This is a genomic window from Streptomyces sp. NRRL WC-3605, assembly GCF_001509795.1.
GTDB classification, from domain to species: Bacteria; Actinomycetota; Actinomycetes; order Streptomycetales; family Streptomycetaceae; genus Streptomyces; species Streptomyces viridochromogenes.
Genome location: NZ_LLZN01000066.1, coordinates 44,768 through 61,150, shown reverse-complemented (window position 1 = coordinate 61,150; position 16,383 = coordinate 44,768). Strand labels below are relative to the sequence as shown.

Here is a 16,383-nt window from a genome sequence, read left to right as displayed (position 1 = left end):
GGCGGGGGTGGGGGCGGGGACGGGGAGGGGGACGGGGAGGTGTGGAGAGGCGCCCGGTGCGTCCGTGCCGTTCATGACGTGGGCTCCGTGAGGGCCCGGTCCGCGGGGATGTCGGCCGTGACGGTGACGGCCGGCGGATCGAGGTCGGCGGGCGTGGGCATGACGCTTCCGGGCAGCCGTACGGCCGCGGCGCCGTGGGCGACGGCGGAGGCGAGGGCGCCGGGGCCCTGGCCGCCCGCGATGAGGAACCCGGCGAGGGAGGCGTCCCCGGCACCGACGTTGCTGCGCACGGCGTCGACGGGCGCGGTGCCGAACCAGGCGCCGGTGCCGTCGACCAGCAGTTGCCCGTCGGCGCCCAGGCTGGCGAGGACGGCGCGGGCGCCCAGTTCGCGCAGCCGCCCGGCGGCCTTCAGCGCGTCGCCGAGGGTGGTGAGGGGGCGGCCGACGGCCTGGGCGAGTTCCTCGGCGTTGGGTTTGACGACGTCGGGCCGGGCCCGTACGGCTTCGAGGAGGGCCGGTCCGGACGTGTCCAGGGCGATCCGGGTGCCGTCTGCGTGCGCCCGGGTGACGACGTCGGCGTACCAGGTGGCGGCGAGTCCACGGGGGAGGCTGCCGCAGCAGGCGATCCAGTCGGCGGCGCGGGCCTGGGTGCGGACGGCGTCGAGGAGGGCCTCGCGTTCGGCGGGGGTCAGTTCGGGGCCGGGGGCGTTGATCTTCGTGAGGACGCCGTCCGTCTCGGCGAGGGCGATGTTGGAGCGGGTGGCGCCGGCGACGGGGACGGGGGCGACGTCGATGCCCTGCGCCTGGAGGAGATCGGCGACGAGGGCGCCGGGCGCTCCGCCGAGGGGCAGGACGGCGACCGTGCGCCGGCCGGCGGCGGCGACGGCCCGGGAGACGTTGACGCCCTTGCCGCCGGGGTCCACGCGTTCGCCGGTGGCGCGGATGACCTCGCCGCGGTCGAGGGCGGGCACCTCGTAGGTGCGGTCGAGGGACGGGTTGGGGGTGACGGTGAGGATCATGCGCTCGTTTCCAGGCCCGGGTGGGGGGGACGTCTCAGACACGCTGCACTTCCGTGCCGCCGTGCTCGATGGCCGTGGCGGTCCCGGATGCGAGGCCGGTGTCGGTGATCAGCAGGTCCACGTCGCCGAGGTCGCCGAAGCGGGCGAAGTGCTCCTGGCCGTGCTTGCCGGAGTCGGCGAGCAGGACGACACGGCGGGCGGCGGCGACGGCGGCGCGCTTCACGGCGGCCTCGGCGAGGTCGGGGGTGGTCAGCCCGTGCTCGGCGGAGAAGCCGTTGGCGGCGACGAACAGCACGTCGGCGCGGATCTCGGCGTAGGCGCGCAGGGCCCAGGCGTCGACGGCGGCGCGGGTGCGGTGCCGTACGCGGCCGCCGACGAGGTGGAGCTGGATGCCGGGGTGGTCGGCGAGGCGGGCGGCGATGGGCAGGCTGTGGGTGACGACGGTCAGGGACGACTCGAGCGGCAGGGCGGCGGCGAGGCGGGCCACGGTGGTGCCGGCGTCGAGGATGACGGTGCCGTCGGTGGGGAGTTCGGCGAGGGCCGCTTTCGCGATCCTGTCCTTCTCGTCGGCCGCCGTGGACTCCCGCTCGGTGAGGTCCGGTTCGAAGTCGAGGCGCCCGGCGGGGATGGCGCCGCCGTGCACACGCCGGACGAGTCCGGCCCGGTCGAGCGCCTTGAGGTCCCGCCGGATGGTCTCGGCGGTGACCTGGAACTCCTCCGCCAGCGACAGCACGTCCACCCGGCCGCCGTCGCGGGCCAGCCGGAGGATCGCCTGCTGCCGCTCCGGTGCGTACATGCCCGTTCTCCTTTGCCGCGTGCCCGACCTTGTGGTTTTGGCATGACCATAAGCCTGGGTGGTCGAGAAGTAAACACATTCAGGCTTCATGTGGGCATGAACGGACCTCGACGGGAGGTTGGCGTCTCGCGCGGCAAGAACGTGACGAAGCGCTGACCCGGCGTCAGTGCGTCCGTATCCTGGACGTGGGACACAGCTTTCGGGGGGTGTTGTGGACACGAACGACTCGCGCCACCGCACGGGGCCGGACCACGACTGGCAGCGGGAACTCGTGGAAGCCCTGCTCGACTCGCTCACCCTGCAGGACCGCTCGGGCCGTGCGCTGCTGGAGGAGCTGATCGGCGAGGAGCTGGGCCGTCGGCTTCACCTGCGCGAACACCCCACCCGTCAGCTGCAGTTCCTGGAGCTGGTCCGCGCGTGCGAGGCCGTCGAGGGCGGGTTGCCCGCGCTCGCGCACGTCGTGTCACTGCTGGAAGGACACAGCCGCACCTCCGACACGGTCAGCGCACTGGTCCGCGGGCGGGTCACCGCGGCCGCCGGCCCACGCCCGCTCCCCCGGCCCACGGCGCACAGCCCGGCACCGGTCCCGCGACCGCAGGCGGCCGCGAGCACGCCGACGGCCTCACCGGACCCCGCGGCCGGGGACTGCGCCCTGGACTTCTTCGTCTCCTACACCGCCGTGGACCGGGCCTGGGCCGCATGGATCGCCTGGGAGTTGGAGGACGCGGGGCACGGCGTCCTCGTGCAGGAGTGGGACTTCGTACCGGGCACCCAGTGGCCGGTCGGCATGGAGAGGGGAGTGACGCAGTGCGCGCGCACGATCGCGGTGCTGTCCCCCGACTACCTCCACTCGGTCTACGGCCGCCAGGAGTGGCAGGCGGTCCAGGCTGCGGATCCCACCGGTCTGGTCCGCAGACTCGTCCCGGTGATGGTGGCGCCGTGCACACCCGAGGGCCTGCTGGCCTCGGTCGTCCACATCGACCTGGTGGGCCTGCCGGCGGAGCAGGCACGGGAGCGCCTGCTCACGGGGGTCGGTGCCGCCCGCTCCGGCCGTGCCAAGCCCGCTCTGCCACCCCGGTTCCCCGGCTGAGTGGGGCGGCGTTGACATGGGAGGGCGGCGAGGGCCGCGGCCGTTCCGCGTTGCGTATATGCGAACGGATCAACGAGGAGGGGCACAACGCGCTGCTGGCGGTGGGCGCCCTGCAGGACCGGTATGCGCGCGCCCTGCTGACCGATCTGGTCGGGGAGGCCCTCGGCTGCCGGATCGATCTCCGCGAACAGGCCACGGCGGCGATGCAGTTGCTGGAGCTGTTCCGCTTCTGTACCCGGTGCCCGGGCGGGCTGTCGGCCCTCGCCCGCAAGCTGCCGATGCTGGAGCCCGGCTGTCCGCAGGCCGCTTCGGTCCAACGGCTCGCCGACGAGTGGACGGCCGTCGACTCGCTCGTCGGTCTGCCCGAGATCACCGACTCGTGGGATTTCCTCACCGGCACCCTCGGCGCCCTGAGCATGTCGCACGAGATGCGGACCGCTCTGGTCCGCGCGGCCACCGACAACCGGGTCGCCAGACCGCCGGCCCATGCGGAGAACCCGTGGCACGACTTCCTGCACATGGCCGGACAGGGCGCGCCGCGGGACGGGCTGCCGCCCTGGATGCTGTACCTCGACCGCAGCACCGACTCGATGAACACCACGCTCGCGGGCGAGGTCCTCGCCCGCAACCGGCAGTGGGCGCTGAGGTACGGGCTGGCGGGGTTGCTCGATCTGGAGCGCGCGCACCGGTTCCGGTCGCCCACCGCCCCGGTGCGGCCGCACCAGGAGTTCCTGGCCATCCACATCACCCCGGACCCGCTGGACAGCGCGTTCTACACGGTGTCCCACTCCTTCATGTCCCTGGCGCGCGGCCCGCACTGGGAGCAGGGCGACGCGTTGCCGCAGGTGCCCAAGGAGGGTCTGGAGGACGCCGTGAGCGGAATCGTCCGCTCGGTCGAGAGCGCGGCCGGTGACCGGCCCGCCGATCTGTGGCTGGAGTTCGTGCTCCCCTTCGAGCTGCTCAACCTGCCGGTCGACTGGTGGCCGCGGGACACCACGGAGGCCATACACGTGCCACTGGCCGTGGACTATCCCGTGGTGATCCGCAGCCTGGACCGCCTGCAGAACAGTGCCTGGCACCGGTTCTGGCGTCACCGCTGGCTGCAGCTCTCGCTGGGCGAGCCGCCCGCGCAGTCGCTCTACGTCCCTGCCGTGGCCGGCGACGGCGGCCACCTGCGCGGTCTGGAAGCCCGCCTCGGCGACAACCAGCAGGTCGTGGCCACGGTCCTGAGCGAGCCGCCGCTGCCCGGTGCGGGTCATGGCCGACGCGAGCTGGAAGCAGCCCTGCGCAGCGGGCTGCCCGTGGTGATCTGGCACCGCACGGACCGCTCCACCCAGGAGTTCCTGGACGCCGTACGGGCTCTGCTCGCCGAGGGCTGGCAGCGTTTCCCGGCGAAGGTCGCCGCCTACCGGCGCCAGGCCGCCATCCACGACGGCGACGGCCGGGAGGGGCATCACCTGGGCCGTCATCTGACCGTGCTGTGGGACGACCCGGACCGCAAGCCCGTCGTACCGGACGGACGGTGGCCATGAGACGGGGACCGTGACCGGCCCGGCCCGGCCCGGCCGCAGTCGTCTTCCCGTACCTCTCGTGTCCGCCCGTATCCGTCGCCGATCAGCGTCAGCCGGAGGAACACCTCTCATGCCGCCGACCAATAAGCCCTCGCACGAGCCGGCCCCCTGGGGTGTCTACCGGGGCACCGGCCGGCCCGGCCCCGTCAGCGCGCCCTGGCCCGATCCGCCCGGACGGCGCAGCTTCGGCGGCGGCCCGTTGCTGCCGGCGCCCCCCGACGACCCGAACGCCGCCCTGCTGCTCGGCGAGGGCGACGCCCCGATGCCGTTGGCACCGGACGAGGCGGACCGGGTCAACGCGGCGCTGTGTCTGAGCCGTCCCCTGCTGGTCACCGGTGAACCCGGCAGCGGCAAGGCGTCGTTGGCCCATCGCATCAGCCGCGAGCTGGCGCTGGGCCGTGTCCTGCACTGGCGTATCACCAGCCTCAGCACGCTGCGGGAGGGGCTGTACGCCCACGAGGGGCGGCTGGGTCCGCTGGGCACCGCGCTCCTGCCGTACCGCAGACCCCGGGTCCTGCTGATCGACCGGCTGGACCGTGCCGAGATCTCCCTGCCGGAGGACCTGTGCACGGTGCTGGCCGCCGGGGGGTTCAGCCTGCCCGGCGGCAGCGGCCGGATGGCCACGGACGACGACCCGGACGCCGTGGTGACGCTGCCCGGCGGCGTGGTGCGCTGCCACGCCTTCCCCGTGGTGGTGATCACCAGCACCGGTGAGCGGGACATGCCCTTCGATCTCCTCCGGCACTGTGTCCCGCTGCGGACGCACCGCCCGGACGGACAGACCCTGCGAGCCATCGCCGCGCGCCACTATCCGCCGGGCCACCCCGGAACTCCGGCACCGGACGTCGTGGACGCCCTCCTGGAACGGGCCGCCCGCGCCGAAGGACCCGTCGTCGAGCGGCTGCTGGACGCCCTGCACCTGGCGGCGAGCGGTGTCCTGAGCAGCGTCGCCGACGAACGGGGATGGCAGCCGGCTGTCGACGCCCTGTGGTCGTGGACGGCCCCGGAGGAGCCGTGACCACCGGCTTCTGGTCCGAGCTGCCGCCCGGGCTGCCCGATGCCCTGCGGCGTGCGGGACGGGCGCTCGGCCGGGCCGGGGCGGCGGACGACCGCGGCCGGGGGCGGCCCTGGGACGTGGCCGTGATCGTCGACCGCGGCCCCACCATGGATGTCTGGGAGGAGACCGCGCGCGCTTTCGTCCGCACACTGCACCGCACCGGCGCCCATGGCCGCATCACGACCCACCGGCTGCCCTACGACCGCAGCACGGACCCGGCCGGACTGCCCCGGCAGGTCGCCGGCGGCCGACTGACCCTGCTGCTCACCGACGGTTCCGGACCGCGCTGGCGCAGCCATGCCGTGGAGCCGTTGCTGCGCCGCTGGGGGCAGGCCGGACCGGTCGCCCTGATCCACCTTCTGCCGCACGCGGTGTGGCCGGCGACGGCGCTGCGCGGCTGGCAGGTGATGCTGCGTTCCCCGGGTCCCGGCGCACCCAACCATCTGCTGCGCTGGCGGGCACGCGGGCTCGGCCCCGACGTGGACGGCCGGCCTCCGCGCCACGGCCCGGACGTCCCTGTCCCGGTGCTGGAACTGTCCCCCCGCTGGCTGAACGCGTGGTCGGCGCTGCTGCGTGCCGGCCCACCGGACTGGGTGCCGCTGACGGTGATGTTCCCACGCGGCGGCCTGCCGGAGCGCGACGGCGATGTGGGGCCGCCCCTCGAACCGGGTGGTCGGGTGGCCCACTTCCGCTCCGCCGTCACCCGCGACGTCTTCACCATGGCCACACTGCTCGCCGCCGTCCCGCTGGAGCCGCCGGTCGTCCGGCAGGTGCTCGCCCGGTTGCCTCCCGGCGGTTCACTGGCCGACTTCGCCCAGCTCCTCGCCCACGGGCTGGTCCGGCCCGCGCTCGGCGGCCGCTGCCACGAGTTCGAGCCCGGGGTGCGCGAGGAGCTGCTCGCGGCCGGACGCCGCACCGATCTCGTACGAGTGGTCGAGCTGGTGGGGGATCGGCGGGGTGACGACGGGGAACACTTGTGGCGACTGCCCCGGCTGCTGAGTGGGGCCGTCGTGTCCCGACTTCCCGAGGTGAACGAGGAGTCCGGGCCGTGGCTGAGGGCGGAGAGCGCTGTGCTCCACGCCCTGTCCGGCCCTTTCCTGGAACCGGCACGACAGGTGGACGCCGTTCTCGCCGCCCACCTCGATCAGCACGGCGCACCATCCGAGGGCACCACCGCACCCCGCACACCCAGCCACGCCGTCGCCCGCCCCCCGGGCGACGCCGACCGTCCGACGCATCAGGGGAACAGGAGGCCGGCGATGCCGCAGCAGGCCCCGGCAGGCACCGTGGGAACCGAGCGCACCAGGAACACGCCCACGGTCTGGGGAAACATCCCGCCGAGGAACCCGAACTTCACCGGCCGTGAGGAGCTCCTCGATCAGTTGCACCGGCGGCTGCTGGTCGAGAAGGCCACCGCGGTCCTGCCACACGCCCTGCACGGCATGGGCGGAGTCGGCAAGAGTCTGCTGGCCGTGGAATACCTGTACCGCAAGATGACCGAGTACGACGTCGTGTGGTGGATCTCGGCCGAGCGCAGCGCGCAGATCTCCCTTTCCCTCGTCGAACTGGCCCCGCGCCTCGGGCTGACCCCGGGCAGCGACGCGTCCTCCACCGTCGCGGCCGTCCTGGAGGCGCTGCGTATCGGCAAGCCCTACTCGAACTGGCTGCTCGTGTTCGACAACGCCGAGAGCCCGGAGGCGGTCCAGCAGTTCTTCCCGGCCGGCGGGCCCGGCAACATCCTCATCACCTCCCGCAACCCCCAGTGGGCCTCCATAGCGAGGCCGTTGGAGGTCGACGTCTTCCTGCGTGAGGAGAGCAAGCAGCTGCTGCGGCTGCGCGGACCGGAGATCAGCGACGAGGACGCCGACCGGCTCGCCGAGGCGCTCGGCGACCTGCCCCTGGCCATCGAGCAGGCGGCGGCCTGGCACGCCGAGACCGGCATGCTCGTCGACGAATACCTGCGCCTGCTCGACGAGAAACGCGTCGATCTGCTGCGCGGGACGGCCCCCCTGGACAACCAGCACCCGGTGATCGCCGCCTGGAACATCTCGCTGGACCAGCTGGAGACCAAGAACCCGGCCGCCTACCAGCTGCTGCAGGTCTGCTCGTTCTACGCGCCGGAGCCGATCGCGCGGGCCCTGTTCGCCCGTATGCCCCGCGGCTCCATAGCCCCCGAACTGGACGCGGCGCTGGAGGACCCCATCCGGCTCGGCCAGGTCATCCGTGAGATCGGCCGCTACTCGCTGGCCCGCTTCAACCACCGCAACAACTCCCTCCAGATGCACCGGCTGGTGCAGGCCGCGCTGCTGTACCGGATGACCGAGGAGGACCGCAGCACGATGCGGCGCGGCGCCCATCTGCTGCTCGCCGCGAACGACCCGAACGACCCGAACGACATCAACCGCTGGGACCGGTACGGCTCGCTCTATCCGCACGTGGTGGTGTCGGAGGCGGTGCGGTCGCAGGAGAACTGGGTGCGCAACCTCGTCGTGAACGAGGTGATCTACCTGCTGCGCTGGGGCGACTACACCTCGGGCCGGGACCTCGCCCGCACCGCGTACGAGATGTGGTCCGAGACCCTGGGACACGACCATCCGCAGACCCTGCTCGTCGCGCGCTGGCTGGGCTTCCTGCTCTTCACGATGGGGGCCTACCAGGAGGCCGCCGACCTGAACTCCTCCGTCCTGGACGCCTACCGGCGCACCATGGGCCCGGACGCCCAGGACACCATCGACGCGCTCGGCAACGTCGCCATCGACCACCGGGTGCGCGGTGACTTCACCGAGTCCCTGACGCTGACGGAGTCCGTGCACCGGCAGTATCTGCGCATGCTCGGACCGGACGACCCGGAGACGCTGCGCGCGGCGCACAACCTGGGTGTCAGCCTCCGCCTCGCCGGCGACTTCGCCCGGGCCCGGGACATCGACGAGATGACCTGGAACAGCTACATCAACATGTACGGCCAGGACCACGTGGACACGCTGCGCACATGGCTCGGGTTCATCCTGGACAACCGTGAACTGGGCGAGTACGCCACCGCGTTGACGTACCACCGGGAGATCGTGGAGCGCTCGGCCGCCCTGCTGGGCCCGGACAACCCGCTCAGCCTGTCGTGCTTCCGGCACCTGGCCGTGGCCCTGCGCAAGGCGGGTGAGCACGAGGAGGCGCTGACGACCGCCGAACGGGTCCGCACGGCACTGCGCGAGAAATACGGCGACCAGAACCCCGAGACGATGGCGGCCACCCTCGAACTGACGGTGCACCTGCGGCACAGCGGAGACCTGGCGCAGTCGCTGCTGATCGGGACCCAGATCTGCGAGCAGTACGAGAAGACCTACGGGCGGCACCATCCGCACGCCCTGTCGGCCGCGCTGAACCTGGCCATCACCTACCGGCTCCTGGGGAACCCGGCCGCCTCGCAGTACATCAACGGCGTCGTCCTGGAGGAGTTCACGGCCGCACTCGGCGAGAACCATCCTTCGACCCTGGTGTGCCGTACGAACCTGGCCAGCGACCACTACGCGCTGGGGGACGCCCCCACGGCGCTCGCGTTGGACGAGGAGACGCTGCGCCGCTCACGGGACACCTTCGACGAGGACCATCCGTCCACCCTCGCCTGCGCCGCCAACCTCGGCATGGACCTGCGCGCCCTGGGGCGCACCGACGAGGCGGACGCCCTGCACGCGGACACCCGTGAACGCCTCGCCCGCAAGCTGGGCACCGCGCATCCGGCGGTGGAGCGCGCGGCGGACTGGGAGCACCGGGCGGACTGCGACATAGACCCCATGCCGCTGTAGGAGGGGGTGGGCGGCGCCGGACCTCAGGCGCCGCCGAGCCACTGGGCCAGGGCCACCGGGTCCGGGGGCACGCTCAGGGCGCCGCTGAGGGCACGAGCGAGTTCGGGCTGCTCGACGAGCGCCGTGCCCGCGGCCTTCTGTCCGCTGTCGACGAGAGCCAGTCCTAGTCCGGCCCAGGCCGCCGGACGTGCGCCGGGCCGGGCGAGTTCGTCGGCGTACAGCTTCACCGCGTGCCGTGTGTCACCGGCCACCAGCGCCAGGTCGCCGGGGCCGGCTCCGGCCACCTCGGCTCCCGGGTCGTCCTGGGCGCGCAGCCGTGTGAAGGAGTCCGGATCGATGAGGCTCAGCCGCGCCAGCAGGGCCAGCACGTCCAGCCGGCAGGCGTCGGGGTCCGTGTGCACCGCGTCGTCCGGCCGTTCGGCTCGGGTCTGCTCGTCCCTGGGGCGCCGGGCCTCCCACAGGCGCATGAGGTCGTCGACGTCCGCGGCCGGCGGACGCACATGGTGGGCCCGCCACGCGGCGTGGTGGTGGGCCGCCGCCAGGTCGGCGAGCCGGGACTCCGTCTCCCCCGCCCTGTCCGTCTCCCAGGAGGCGGTCTGCTCCGTGAGGGCCGTCACGAGGTCGTCGCCCAGCGGGGTGAGCGCGGGCCGGTGCCGCAAGGTCGCGAGGACGTCCCGTACGGCGTGGCGCCAGAGCGCGAACTCGAATCCGGCGAGGCCGTCCGTGCCGCGTGTGTGCCAGAAGCGGGTGACTCCCGAGAAGGCGAACGCGCCATGGACGAGCCCACCGATGGGTCTTGGATCGTCGCGCCAGGGTGCGTGGAAGAGCTCGCCGGAGTCCTCGAAGAGCGGCGTCAGGAAGATGAGCCCGTTCAGCAGGCTGTGCCGGAACTCGTGGATGAGCGCGACGCCCAGCTGGGCGGGCAGCGCCTCGGCGTCCTCGTCCGGCGCCGACAGCAGCACACAGCCGAACGCGTCGCTGGAGGACGCGGCGCGTGCCCGCAGACGCTCACCTCGGGGCAGGGGAACCACGGACCGCACCCCCGCGGCAAGCGCTCGCGCACTGGCCGGGTGGTCGTCCACGAGCAGTGGCCACATCGCGGTGAACCATCCGTGCCAGACCGTGAACTGAGTGCCCGTCAGCCGACCCGTGGTGGCCAGCCCCGGCACGGCCCGGTGGTCGCCCAGGTCGTCCAGGACGACGGTGAGCGCCTGACCGTCGTGCTCGGCCCGGATCCGGCGCAGCCCTTCCCAGCCGGGGCCGTCGGTGTCCGCGTCCGCCGGGACCGTCACGGTCACCCCGTGGGCAGCGACCCGCAGGACCCCGCCCCGCGCCGACACCCCGGCGGTGCCCCACGGCTCGTCGGAGCCGAGGTGGGCACGCCCGAGCCGGGGAAGGAACACCCGGCCCCGGCGCATCGGCACCCGGATGTCGAAGTCCACCCCGGCCTCGAAGGCCACGACGGCCGCGAACTGCCCGAGGAACCCCGCCTCCACCCACACGGGCGGCTCCTCCCCGGCCCTCTCCCGCCCTTCGGTCTCCTTCGGCGGCAGGCGGCGCATCAACCCAGCCGCCCACACCCCCACTTGGGGGTCCAGCAGGGCCGTCCGGAACCCCTTCGGGTCCAGGCCCTCGGCACGCTCCAGCAGCTCCCACGCCTCGCCCACCATCGGCGTCGACGCACAGGCGTCCAGGATGGTGCGCAGCATCAGGAGACGGCGGCTGCACTCGACGTCGAGCAACGCCTCGACGGCCGACACGTCCTCGCCGGTCGAGGCGAGGGCCTCGAAGACAGGCGGGGAGAGCTGGTGATGACGCATCAGGTCATGCTAGGCGCGCCCCGGCGATCCGGGGGCCATTCGCCAGGGTTAGCTGCCCGAACTTCCGGCGATGGTGGAGAGGGGTTTGTTGACGCGGCGCTTGAGCTGCTCGATGGGCGCGTCCAGCACCGCGGGGTCGAGCGCGGCGAGCTCACCCAGGGAGAGTGCCGAGAGGGTGGGGAGCCACGGCGCGGTCTCCGGCGCCGCCGCCTCCGTCGGAGCAGCCTGTTCTCTCGATGCCATGACGCCTGCCGCTTCTCGTTCGTCCGTCCTCTGCGGGCCCGCACAGGACGCTGGCGTGTCCTGCGCGGGCCCGCACAGAACGTTGGTGTGTCGCAGATTACATTCCGTCTCTGCGCGGGCCCACCAGGGGGGAGCTATCCGGGGGGTCAGAGCGCGTGCACGAGGCGTTCCTCCTGCTCGCGGGGTCCGTCCTGAGCCGACGTGGAGCGCGCGCGCCCAGCGTGCGCGCCCGGGTCGCGCTCCGCGGGGTCACTCGCCTCGTCGTCCGTCCCCGGTCCCTCTGCCCGGCCCGGCAGGGCCCACATCAGCAGGAAGATGACCGCCATCACCGCCGCCACCCAGCCCAGCGCGTGCTGGAAGCCGTCCGCGAAGGCGGTGCCCGCCGCGGTGGGGGTCGTGGCCTCGGTCAGGCGGTCGTCGACGACGCCGTAGAAGACGACGGAGACCAGGCCGAGGCCGAGGGCGTTGCCCATCTGCTGGACCGTGTTGATCAGGCCGGACGCCGAACCGGCGTGCTCGCGCGGCACCTCGGAGAGGATCGCGTCCGTCAGCGGGGCCACGATCAGGCCCATGCCGGCGCCCATCACGATCAGGGGCAGGGCCATCTGCCAGGGGGTGATGGCGAGGCCGTAGCGGCCGGCCTCCCAGATGTAGAGCAGGATGCCCGTGCCCATGAGCAGCGCGCCCGCCTGGAGGACCGTGCGTCCGAAGCGCGGGACGAGCTGCTGGACGGACAGGCCGGCCGCCGTGGAGACGGCGATCGAGAACGGGATGCCGGTGAGGCCGGCCTTCAGCGGGCTCCAGCCCAGCCCGAACTGCATGTACAGCGTCCAGACCAGGAAGAAGATGCCGAGCGCGACGCCGAACACCGTCTGGACGGCGATACCGGCCGCGAAGCTCTTCACCTTGAACAGGGAGAGTTCGACCAGCGGGGAGCCGTCACGGGCGCCCTTGCGCCGCTCGTACGCCACCAGCGCCCCCAGCACGACGAGCGAGCCGCCCATCGACAGGTAGCCCCACAGCGGCCAGCCCAGCTCGCGGCCCCGGGTCAGCGGGTAGAGCAGCATCAGCAGGCCGAGGGTGACCAGGGCGACGCCCACCAGGTCCAGCTTGAGGGCCCTCGGGGCCTTGGACTCGGTGATGAAACGGCTGCCGAGGATCAGGCCGGCGATGCCGACCGGCAGGTTGATCAGGAAGATCGGGCGCCATGCCAGCCCGAAGAGGTCGCCCTCCGTCAGCAGGGCGCCGAGGAGCGGGCCGCTGACCGCGCCGAGGCCGACGATCGCGCCGAACAGGCCGAAGACCTTGCCTCGTTCGTGCGCGGGGAAGGTGGCGTGGACGATCGACAGGACCTGCGGCACCATCAGCGCGGCCATGCCGCCCTGGAGGATGCGGGAGGCGACCAGCATCTCCGGGTTCACGGCGAAGCCGCACAGCGCGGAGGCGAGCGTGAAGCCGCCGATGCCGATGAGGAACAGCCGCTTGCGGCCGTGGATGTCGCCGAGCCGGCCGCCCGTGATCAGGCCCGCGGCGAAGGCGAGGGCGTAGCCCGCGGTGATCCACTGGATCTGGCTGAAGGTGGCCCCGGCCTCGCGCTGGATCGACGGGATGGCGATGTTGACGATCGTGACGTCCACGAGGTCCATGAAGGCCGCGGTCATCACGATGGCCAGCGCGAACCAGCGGCGCCGGTCGGCCGGGGCCGCCGCGGCCTCCGGTGCCGGGCCGGGCCTCACGGGGGTGGCGCCCTCGGCCGTCGTGGCCATCGCCGTGGGCCCGTCCGTCGCCGTGGGCCCGTCCGTCGCCGTGGGCCGGTCCTTCGCCGTCGGCCCGTCCGTCGGGGTCGTTCGCTGTCGCGGTGTCGCTGTGCTGCGCTCGCCTGAGGTCATGCAACGAAGCTACGGGCCCAATAGGTCAGATCGTGTCCTAGACGTGCGGCATGCTCGAACCCATGACGACGGACACTCCGGCACGGCTGCTGACCCTCCTCTCCCTCCTCCAGACGCCCCGCGAGTGGCCCGGCGGTGAACTCGCCGGCCGGCTGGGGGTGTCCCGGCGCACGGTGCGGCGGGACATCGACCGGCTGCGGGAGCTGGGCTATCCCGTGCAGGCGACCAAGGGGTCCGACGGGGGCTACCGGCTCGTCGCGGGCAAGGCGATGCCGCCGCTCGTGCTGGACGACGAGGAGGCCGTGGCGATCGCGGTGGGGCTGCGGGCCGGTGCCGGGCACGCCGTCGAGGGCGTCGAGGAGGCGTCCGTGCGGGCCCTGGCGAAACTGGAGCAGGTGCTGCCGGCCCGCCTGCGGCACCGGGTGAGCACCCTGCAGGCCGCCACCACGCCACTGGCGAGCGGGGACGGGGCCAGCATCGCGCCCGAGACGCTCACCGTGATGGCGTCGACCGTGGCGGGGCGGGAGCGCCTGCGCTTCGCGTACCGGGCGAAGGACGGCACGGCGTCACGGCGCCTGACCGAGCCGTACCGGCTGGTGTCGACCGGGCGGCGGTGGTACCTGGTCGCGTACGACCTCGACCGCGGCGACTGGCGGACGTTCCGGGTGGACCGGGTGAGCGAGCCGTTCGCGACGGGGGCGCGGTTCGCTCCGCGGGAGCTGCCCACGGGCAGCGCCGCCGAGTATCTGCGGCGGTCCATGTGGGGGTGGGCGGAGTCGTACGAGTTCTCCGTGACGTTCGCCGCGCCCGCGGAGTTCGTCGCCGCGCGGCTGCCGGGGTGGCTGGGCGTGCCGGAGCCGCTGGAGGACGGACGGACGTGCCGGGTGCGGGGGACGAGCGGGGGCGCCCCGGAGTGGACTGCGGTGCGGCTGGCGATGGTGGGCTGCGAGTTCACCGTCGAGGCGCCGGAGGAACTGGTGCGGTCCGTCGAGGAGTTGGGCGGCCGGCTGAGCCGGGCGGCCGTCGGCTAGCGCTGAGGGCTGCCCCACGGGAAGTCCTTCAGCGCCTCCAGGTTGGCCAGGGCGCGCGCCCTGGGGCCCTCCGGGCCGTCGGCAGGGGCGTCTCCGGTGGCCCAGGTCTCCACCGCCACGCGGACCACGGCCGCGGCCACCGCCGCGGGGAAGGCCAGGCCGGGGGCAACGTTGTCGCCCACTCCGCGCGCCGCCAGCACCTCGGCCAGCCGGGCCTCGGTGGCGTGGCAGACCTCCGCCCACACCCGGTGCAGAGCGGGGTCGCGGAGGGCGAGGCGGACCAGGGTGCGGGTCCATTCCCAGGAAGCGCCGGAGACGCCCTCGCCGGGGGTGAGCGTGTGCCGGACCGCGTGCTCCAGGGCCTCCGGCACCGACAGGGAGGCGGGGGCGTCGTGGACGGCCCGGGTCCAGCGTTCGGCGCCGTCCGTGTAGAGCGGGGCGACCGCTTCTTCCTTCGTGGCGAAATAGCGGTAGAAGGTGCGCGGCGCGACACCGGCGGCCTGCGCGATGTCCTCGGCCCGGGTCGCCTTCAGCCCCTGCCGTACGAAGAGGCCGGCCGCGGCGCGGGCGATGTCGGCGCGGGTCGCCGCCTTGCGTCGTTCCGTGAGGGAGGCGGTGGCCGGGGGCGGTGCGGGGGTGGGGCTGCTCACGTCCTGCAGGCTATGCCCATGTGACACAATCTGCCATCCGAGGGGTCACCCCGTGGTTCAGGTACGGGGTGGCCCTTTGTCCGCTCGCGCATGCCCCCTTCGGACGGGGACATGGGTGGAGCCGGGCCCCGGCACCCAGGGGGGATGGGCGCCGAAGCCCGGCTCGGGGAAAGTCCCGGCGCCGGGGGAGTGCGTCGGGACGCGGTCCGTGGTGGGAGTCGAACTCCCTTGCCCTGAGGTCTTGTTCCCTGGGCCCTGGGGGTTGAAGCAGCGTTCCGCGGCCATGTTTGCGCGGTCTTTCGCCACCCGGCGCACGCCCCTCGGCGGCGCCGCCCCCGCGGCCGCGTGCGTTACGCGGCCGCGTCGAAGCCGGTGCTGCGCGCCAGCTTCTTCAGCTCCAGCAGGGCGTGCTTCTCGATCTGGCGGATGCGCTCGCGGGTCAGACCGTGCTCCTTGCCGACCTCGGTCAGCGTGCGCTCGCGTCCGTCCTCGATGCCGTACCGCATCTTGATGATGGACGCCGTGCGCTGGTCGAGGCGGCCGATCAGGTCGTCCAGCTCCTCGCTGCGCAGCAGGGTCAGGACGGACTGCTCGGGCGAGACGGCGGAGGTGTCCTCCAGCAGGTCGCCGAACTGGGTCTCGCCCTCGTCGTCCACCGACATGTTCAGCGAGACGGGGTCGCGGGCCCAGTCCAGGACGTCGGTCACGCGCTCCGGGGTCGAACCGAGCTCGGCGGCGATCTCCGCGGGCTCCGGGTCGCGGCCGTGCTCGCGGTTGAACTCGCGCTGCACGCGGCGGATGCGGCCCAGCTCCTCGACCAGGTGGACGGGGAGGCGGATGGTCCGGGACTGGTCGGCTATGGAGCGGGTGATGGCCTGGCGGATCCACCACGTGGCGTACGTGGAGAACTTGAAGCCCTTGCGGTAGTCGAACTTCTCGACGGCGCGCACCAGGCCGGCGTTCCCCTCCTGGATCAGGTCGAGCAGGGGCAGGCCGCTGCGGGGGTAGCGGCGGGCCACGGCGACGACCAGGCGGAGGTTGGAGCGGATGAAGACGTCCTTGGCCCGCTCGCCCTCGGCGACGAGGGCCTCCAGCTCCTCACGGGTGGCGTCCGCGCTGGACTCCTCGTACCCGTCGAGGACCTGCTGTGCGAACACACCCGCCTCGATGATCTGCGAGAGCTCGACCTCCTTGGCCGCGTCGAGCAACGGCGTACGGGCGATCTCGTCGAGATACATGCCGACCAGGTCGCGGTCCGCGATCTCGCCGCCATGGGCGCGAACACTGCTGGCCGCGTCGACGGCCTCGCCGGTGGCGGACTGACGACGGGCGACGGCACGGGTTGCCATGCGTGCTCCCTTGCGATTGGGCTGGCGGGTGGTCCTTTGAACGCTTGGGACTCTTCTCGAGTGCCCTGCAT

Annotated in this window: 12 protein-coding genes; 5 read left to right on the top strand and 7 right to left on the bottom strand. The window is 73.1% G+C overall.

The genetic code is table 11. The features are described 5' to 3' along the window. Positions 1-71: 71 nt before the first annotated feature. A complete protein-coding gene (gene pfkB, locus ADL34_RS22010) occupies positions 72-1,019 on the bottom strand; it encodes a 1-phosphofructokinase (RefSeq protein ID WP_062668505.1) in 948 nt (315 codons plus the stop codon). Between the two features lie 34 nt (positions 1,020-1,053). Beyond that, a complete protein-coding gene (locus ADL34_RS22005; protein WP_062668506.1) occupies positions 1,054-1,815 on the bottom strand; it encodes a DeoR/GlpR family DNA-binding transcription regulator in 762 nt (253 codons plus the stop codon). Positions 1,816-2,026: 211 nt separating this feature from the next. Between ADL34_RS22005 and ADL34_RS36415 the strand changes: the two genes are divergently transcribed. The 4 genes from ADL34_RS36415 to fxsT all read left to right on the top strand — a co-directional run bounded on the left by ADL34_RS36415 (position 2,027) and on the right by fxsT (position 9,330). Continuing rightward, positions 2,027-2,905, top strand: a complete 879-nt coding sequence (locus tag ADL34_RS36415) for a toll/interleukin-1 receptor domain-containing protein (RefSeq protein ID WP_199835611.1) — start codon at positions 2,027-2,029, stop codon at positions 2,903-2,905. Positions 2,906-2,955: 50 nt separating this feature from the next. Then, positions 2,956-4,437, top strand: coding sequence for an effector-associated domain 2-containing protein (locus ADL34_RS21995; RefSeq protein WP_159038968.1), 1,482 nt, complete (start codon positions 2,956-2,958; stop codon positions 4,435-4,437). Between the two features lie 109 nt (positions 4,438-4,546). Beyond that, positions 4,547-5,494 carry an ATP-binding protein gene (locus ADL34_RS21990; RefSeq protein WP_062668508.1) on the top strand — a complete coding sequence of 316 codons (948 nt, stop codon included), beginning with the start codon at positions 4,547-4,549 and terminating at the stop codon, positions 5,492-5,494. Then, positions 5,491-9,330, top strand: a complete 3,840-nt coding sequence (fxsT, locus tag ADL34_RS21985; protein WP_234375072.1) for an FxSxx-COOH system tetratricopeptide repeat protein — start codon at positions 5,491-5,493, stop codon at positions 9,328-9,330. Before ADL34_RS21990 ends, fxsT begins: the two co-directional genes overlap by 4 nt. Positions 9,331-9,353: 23 nt before the next feature. On the opposite strand, the gene ADL34_RS21980 is transcribed toward fxsT, so the two are convergent. From ADL34_RS21980 to ADL34_RS21970, 3 genes are all read right to left on the bottom strand, one after another. Further along, the gene (locus ADL34_RS21980) at positions 9,354-11,150 is read right to left on the bottom strand and encodes an HEXXH motif domain-containing protein (RefSeq protein ID WP_062668509.1); all 1,797 of its coding nucleotides are present in this window, start codon (positions 11,148-11,150) and stop codon (positions 9,354-9,356) included. A 48-nt stretch (positions 11,151-11,198) separates the two neighbouring features. Next, the gene (locus ADL34_RS21975; protein ID WP_062668510.1) at positions 11,199-11,393 is read right to left on the bottom strand and encodes a hypothetical protein; all 195 of its coding nucleotides are present in this window, start codon (positions 11,391-11,393) and stop codon (positions 11,199-11,201) included. Positions 11,394-11,539: 146 nt separating this feature from the next. Further along, positions 11,540-13,159, bottom strand: coding sequence for an MFS transporter (locus ADL34_RS21970; protein WP_079034178.1), 1,620 nt, complete (start codon positions 13,157-13,159; stop codon positions 11,540-11,542). A 185-nt stretch (positions 13,160-13,344) separates the two neighbouring features. Between ADL34_RS21970 and ADL34_RS21965 the strand changes: the two genes are divergently transcribed. Continuing rightward, entirely contained in the window at positions 13,345-14,313 is a 969-nt protein-coding gene (locus ADL34_RS21965; protein ID WP_062668554.1) for a helix-turn-helix transcriptional regulator, read from the top strand. Here ADL34_RS21965 and ADL34_RS21960 read toward each other — a convergent pair. Further along, positions 14,310-14,963, bottom strand: a complete 654-nt coding sequence (locus ADL34_RS21960; protein WP_079034179.1) for a TetR/AcrR family transcriptional regulator — start codon at positions 14,961-14,963, stop codon at positions 14,310-14,312. The genes ADL34_RS21965 and ADL34_RS21960 overlap by 4 nt on opposite strands. A gap of 350 nt (positions 14,964-15,313) precedes the next feature. After that, on the bottom strand, positions 15,314-16,312 hold the full coding sequence (locus tag ADL34_RS21955) for a sigma-70 family RNA polymerase sigma factor (RefSeq protein WP_062668512.1): 999 nt from the start codon (positions 16,310-16,312) through the stop codon (positions 15,314-15,316). Positions 16,313-16,383 lie beyond the last annotated feature (71 nt).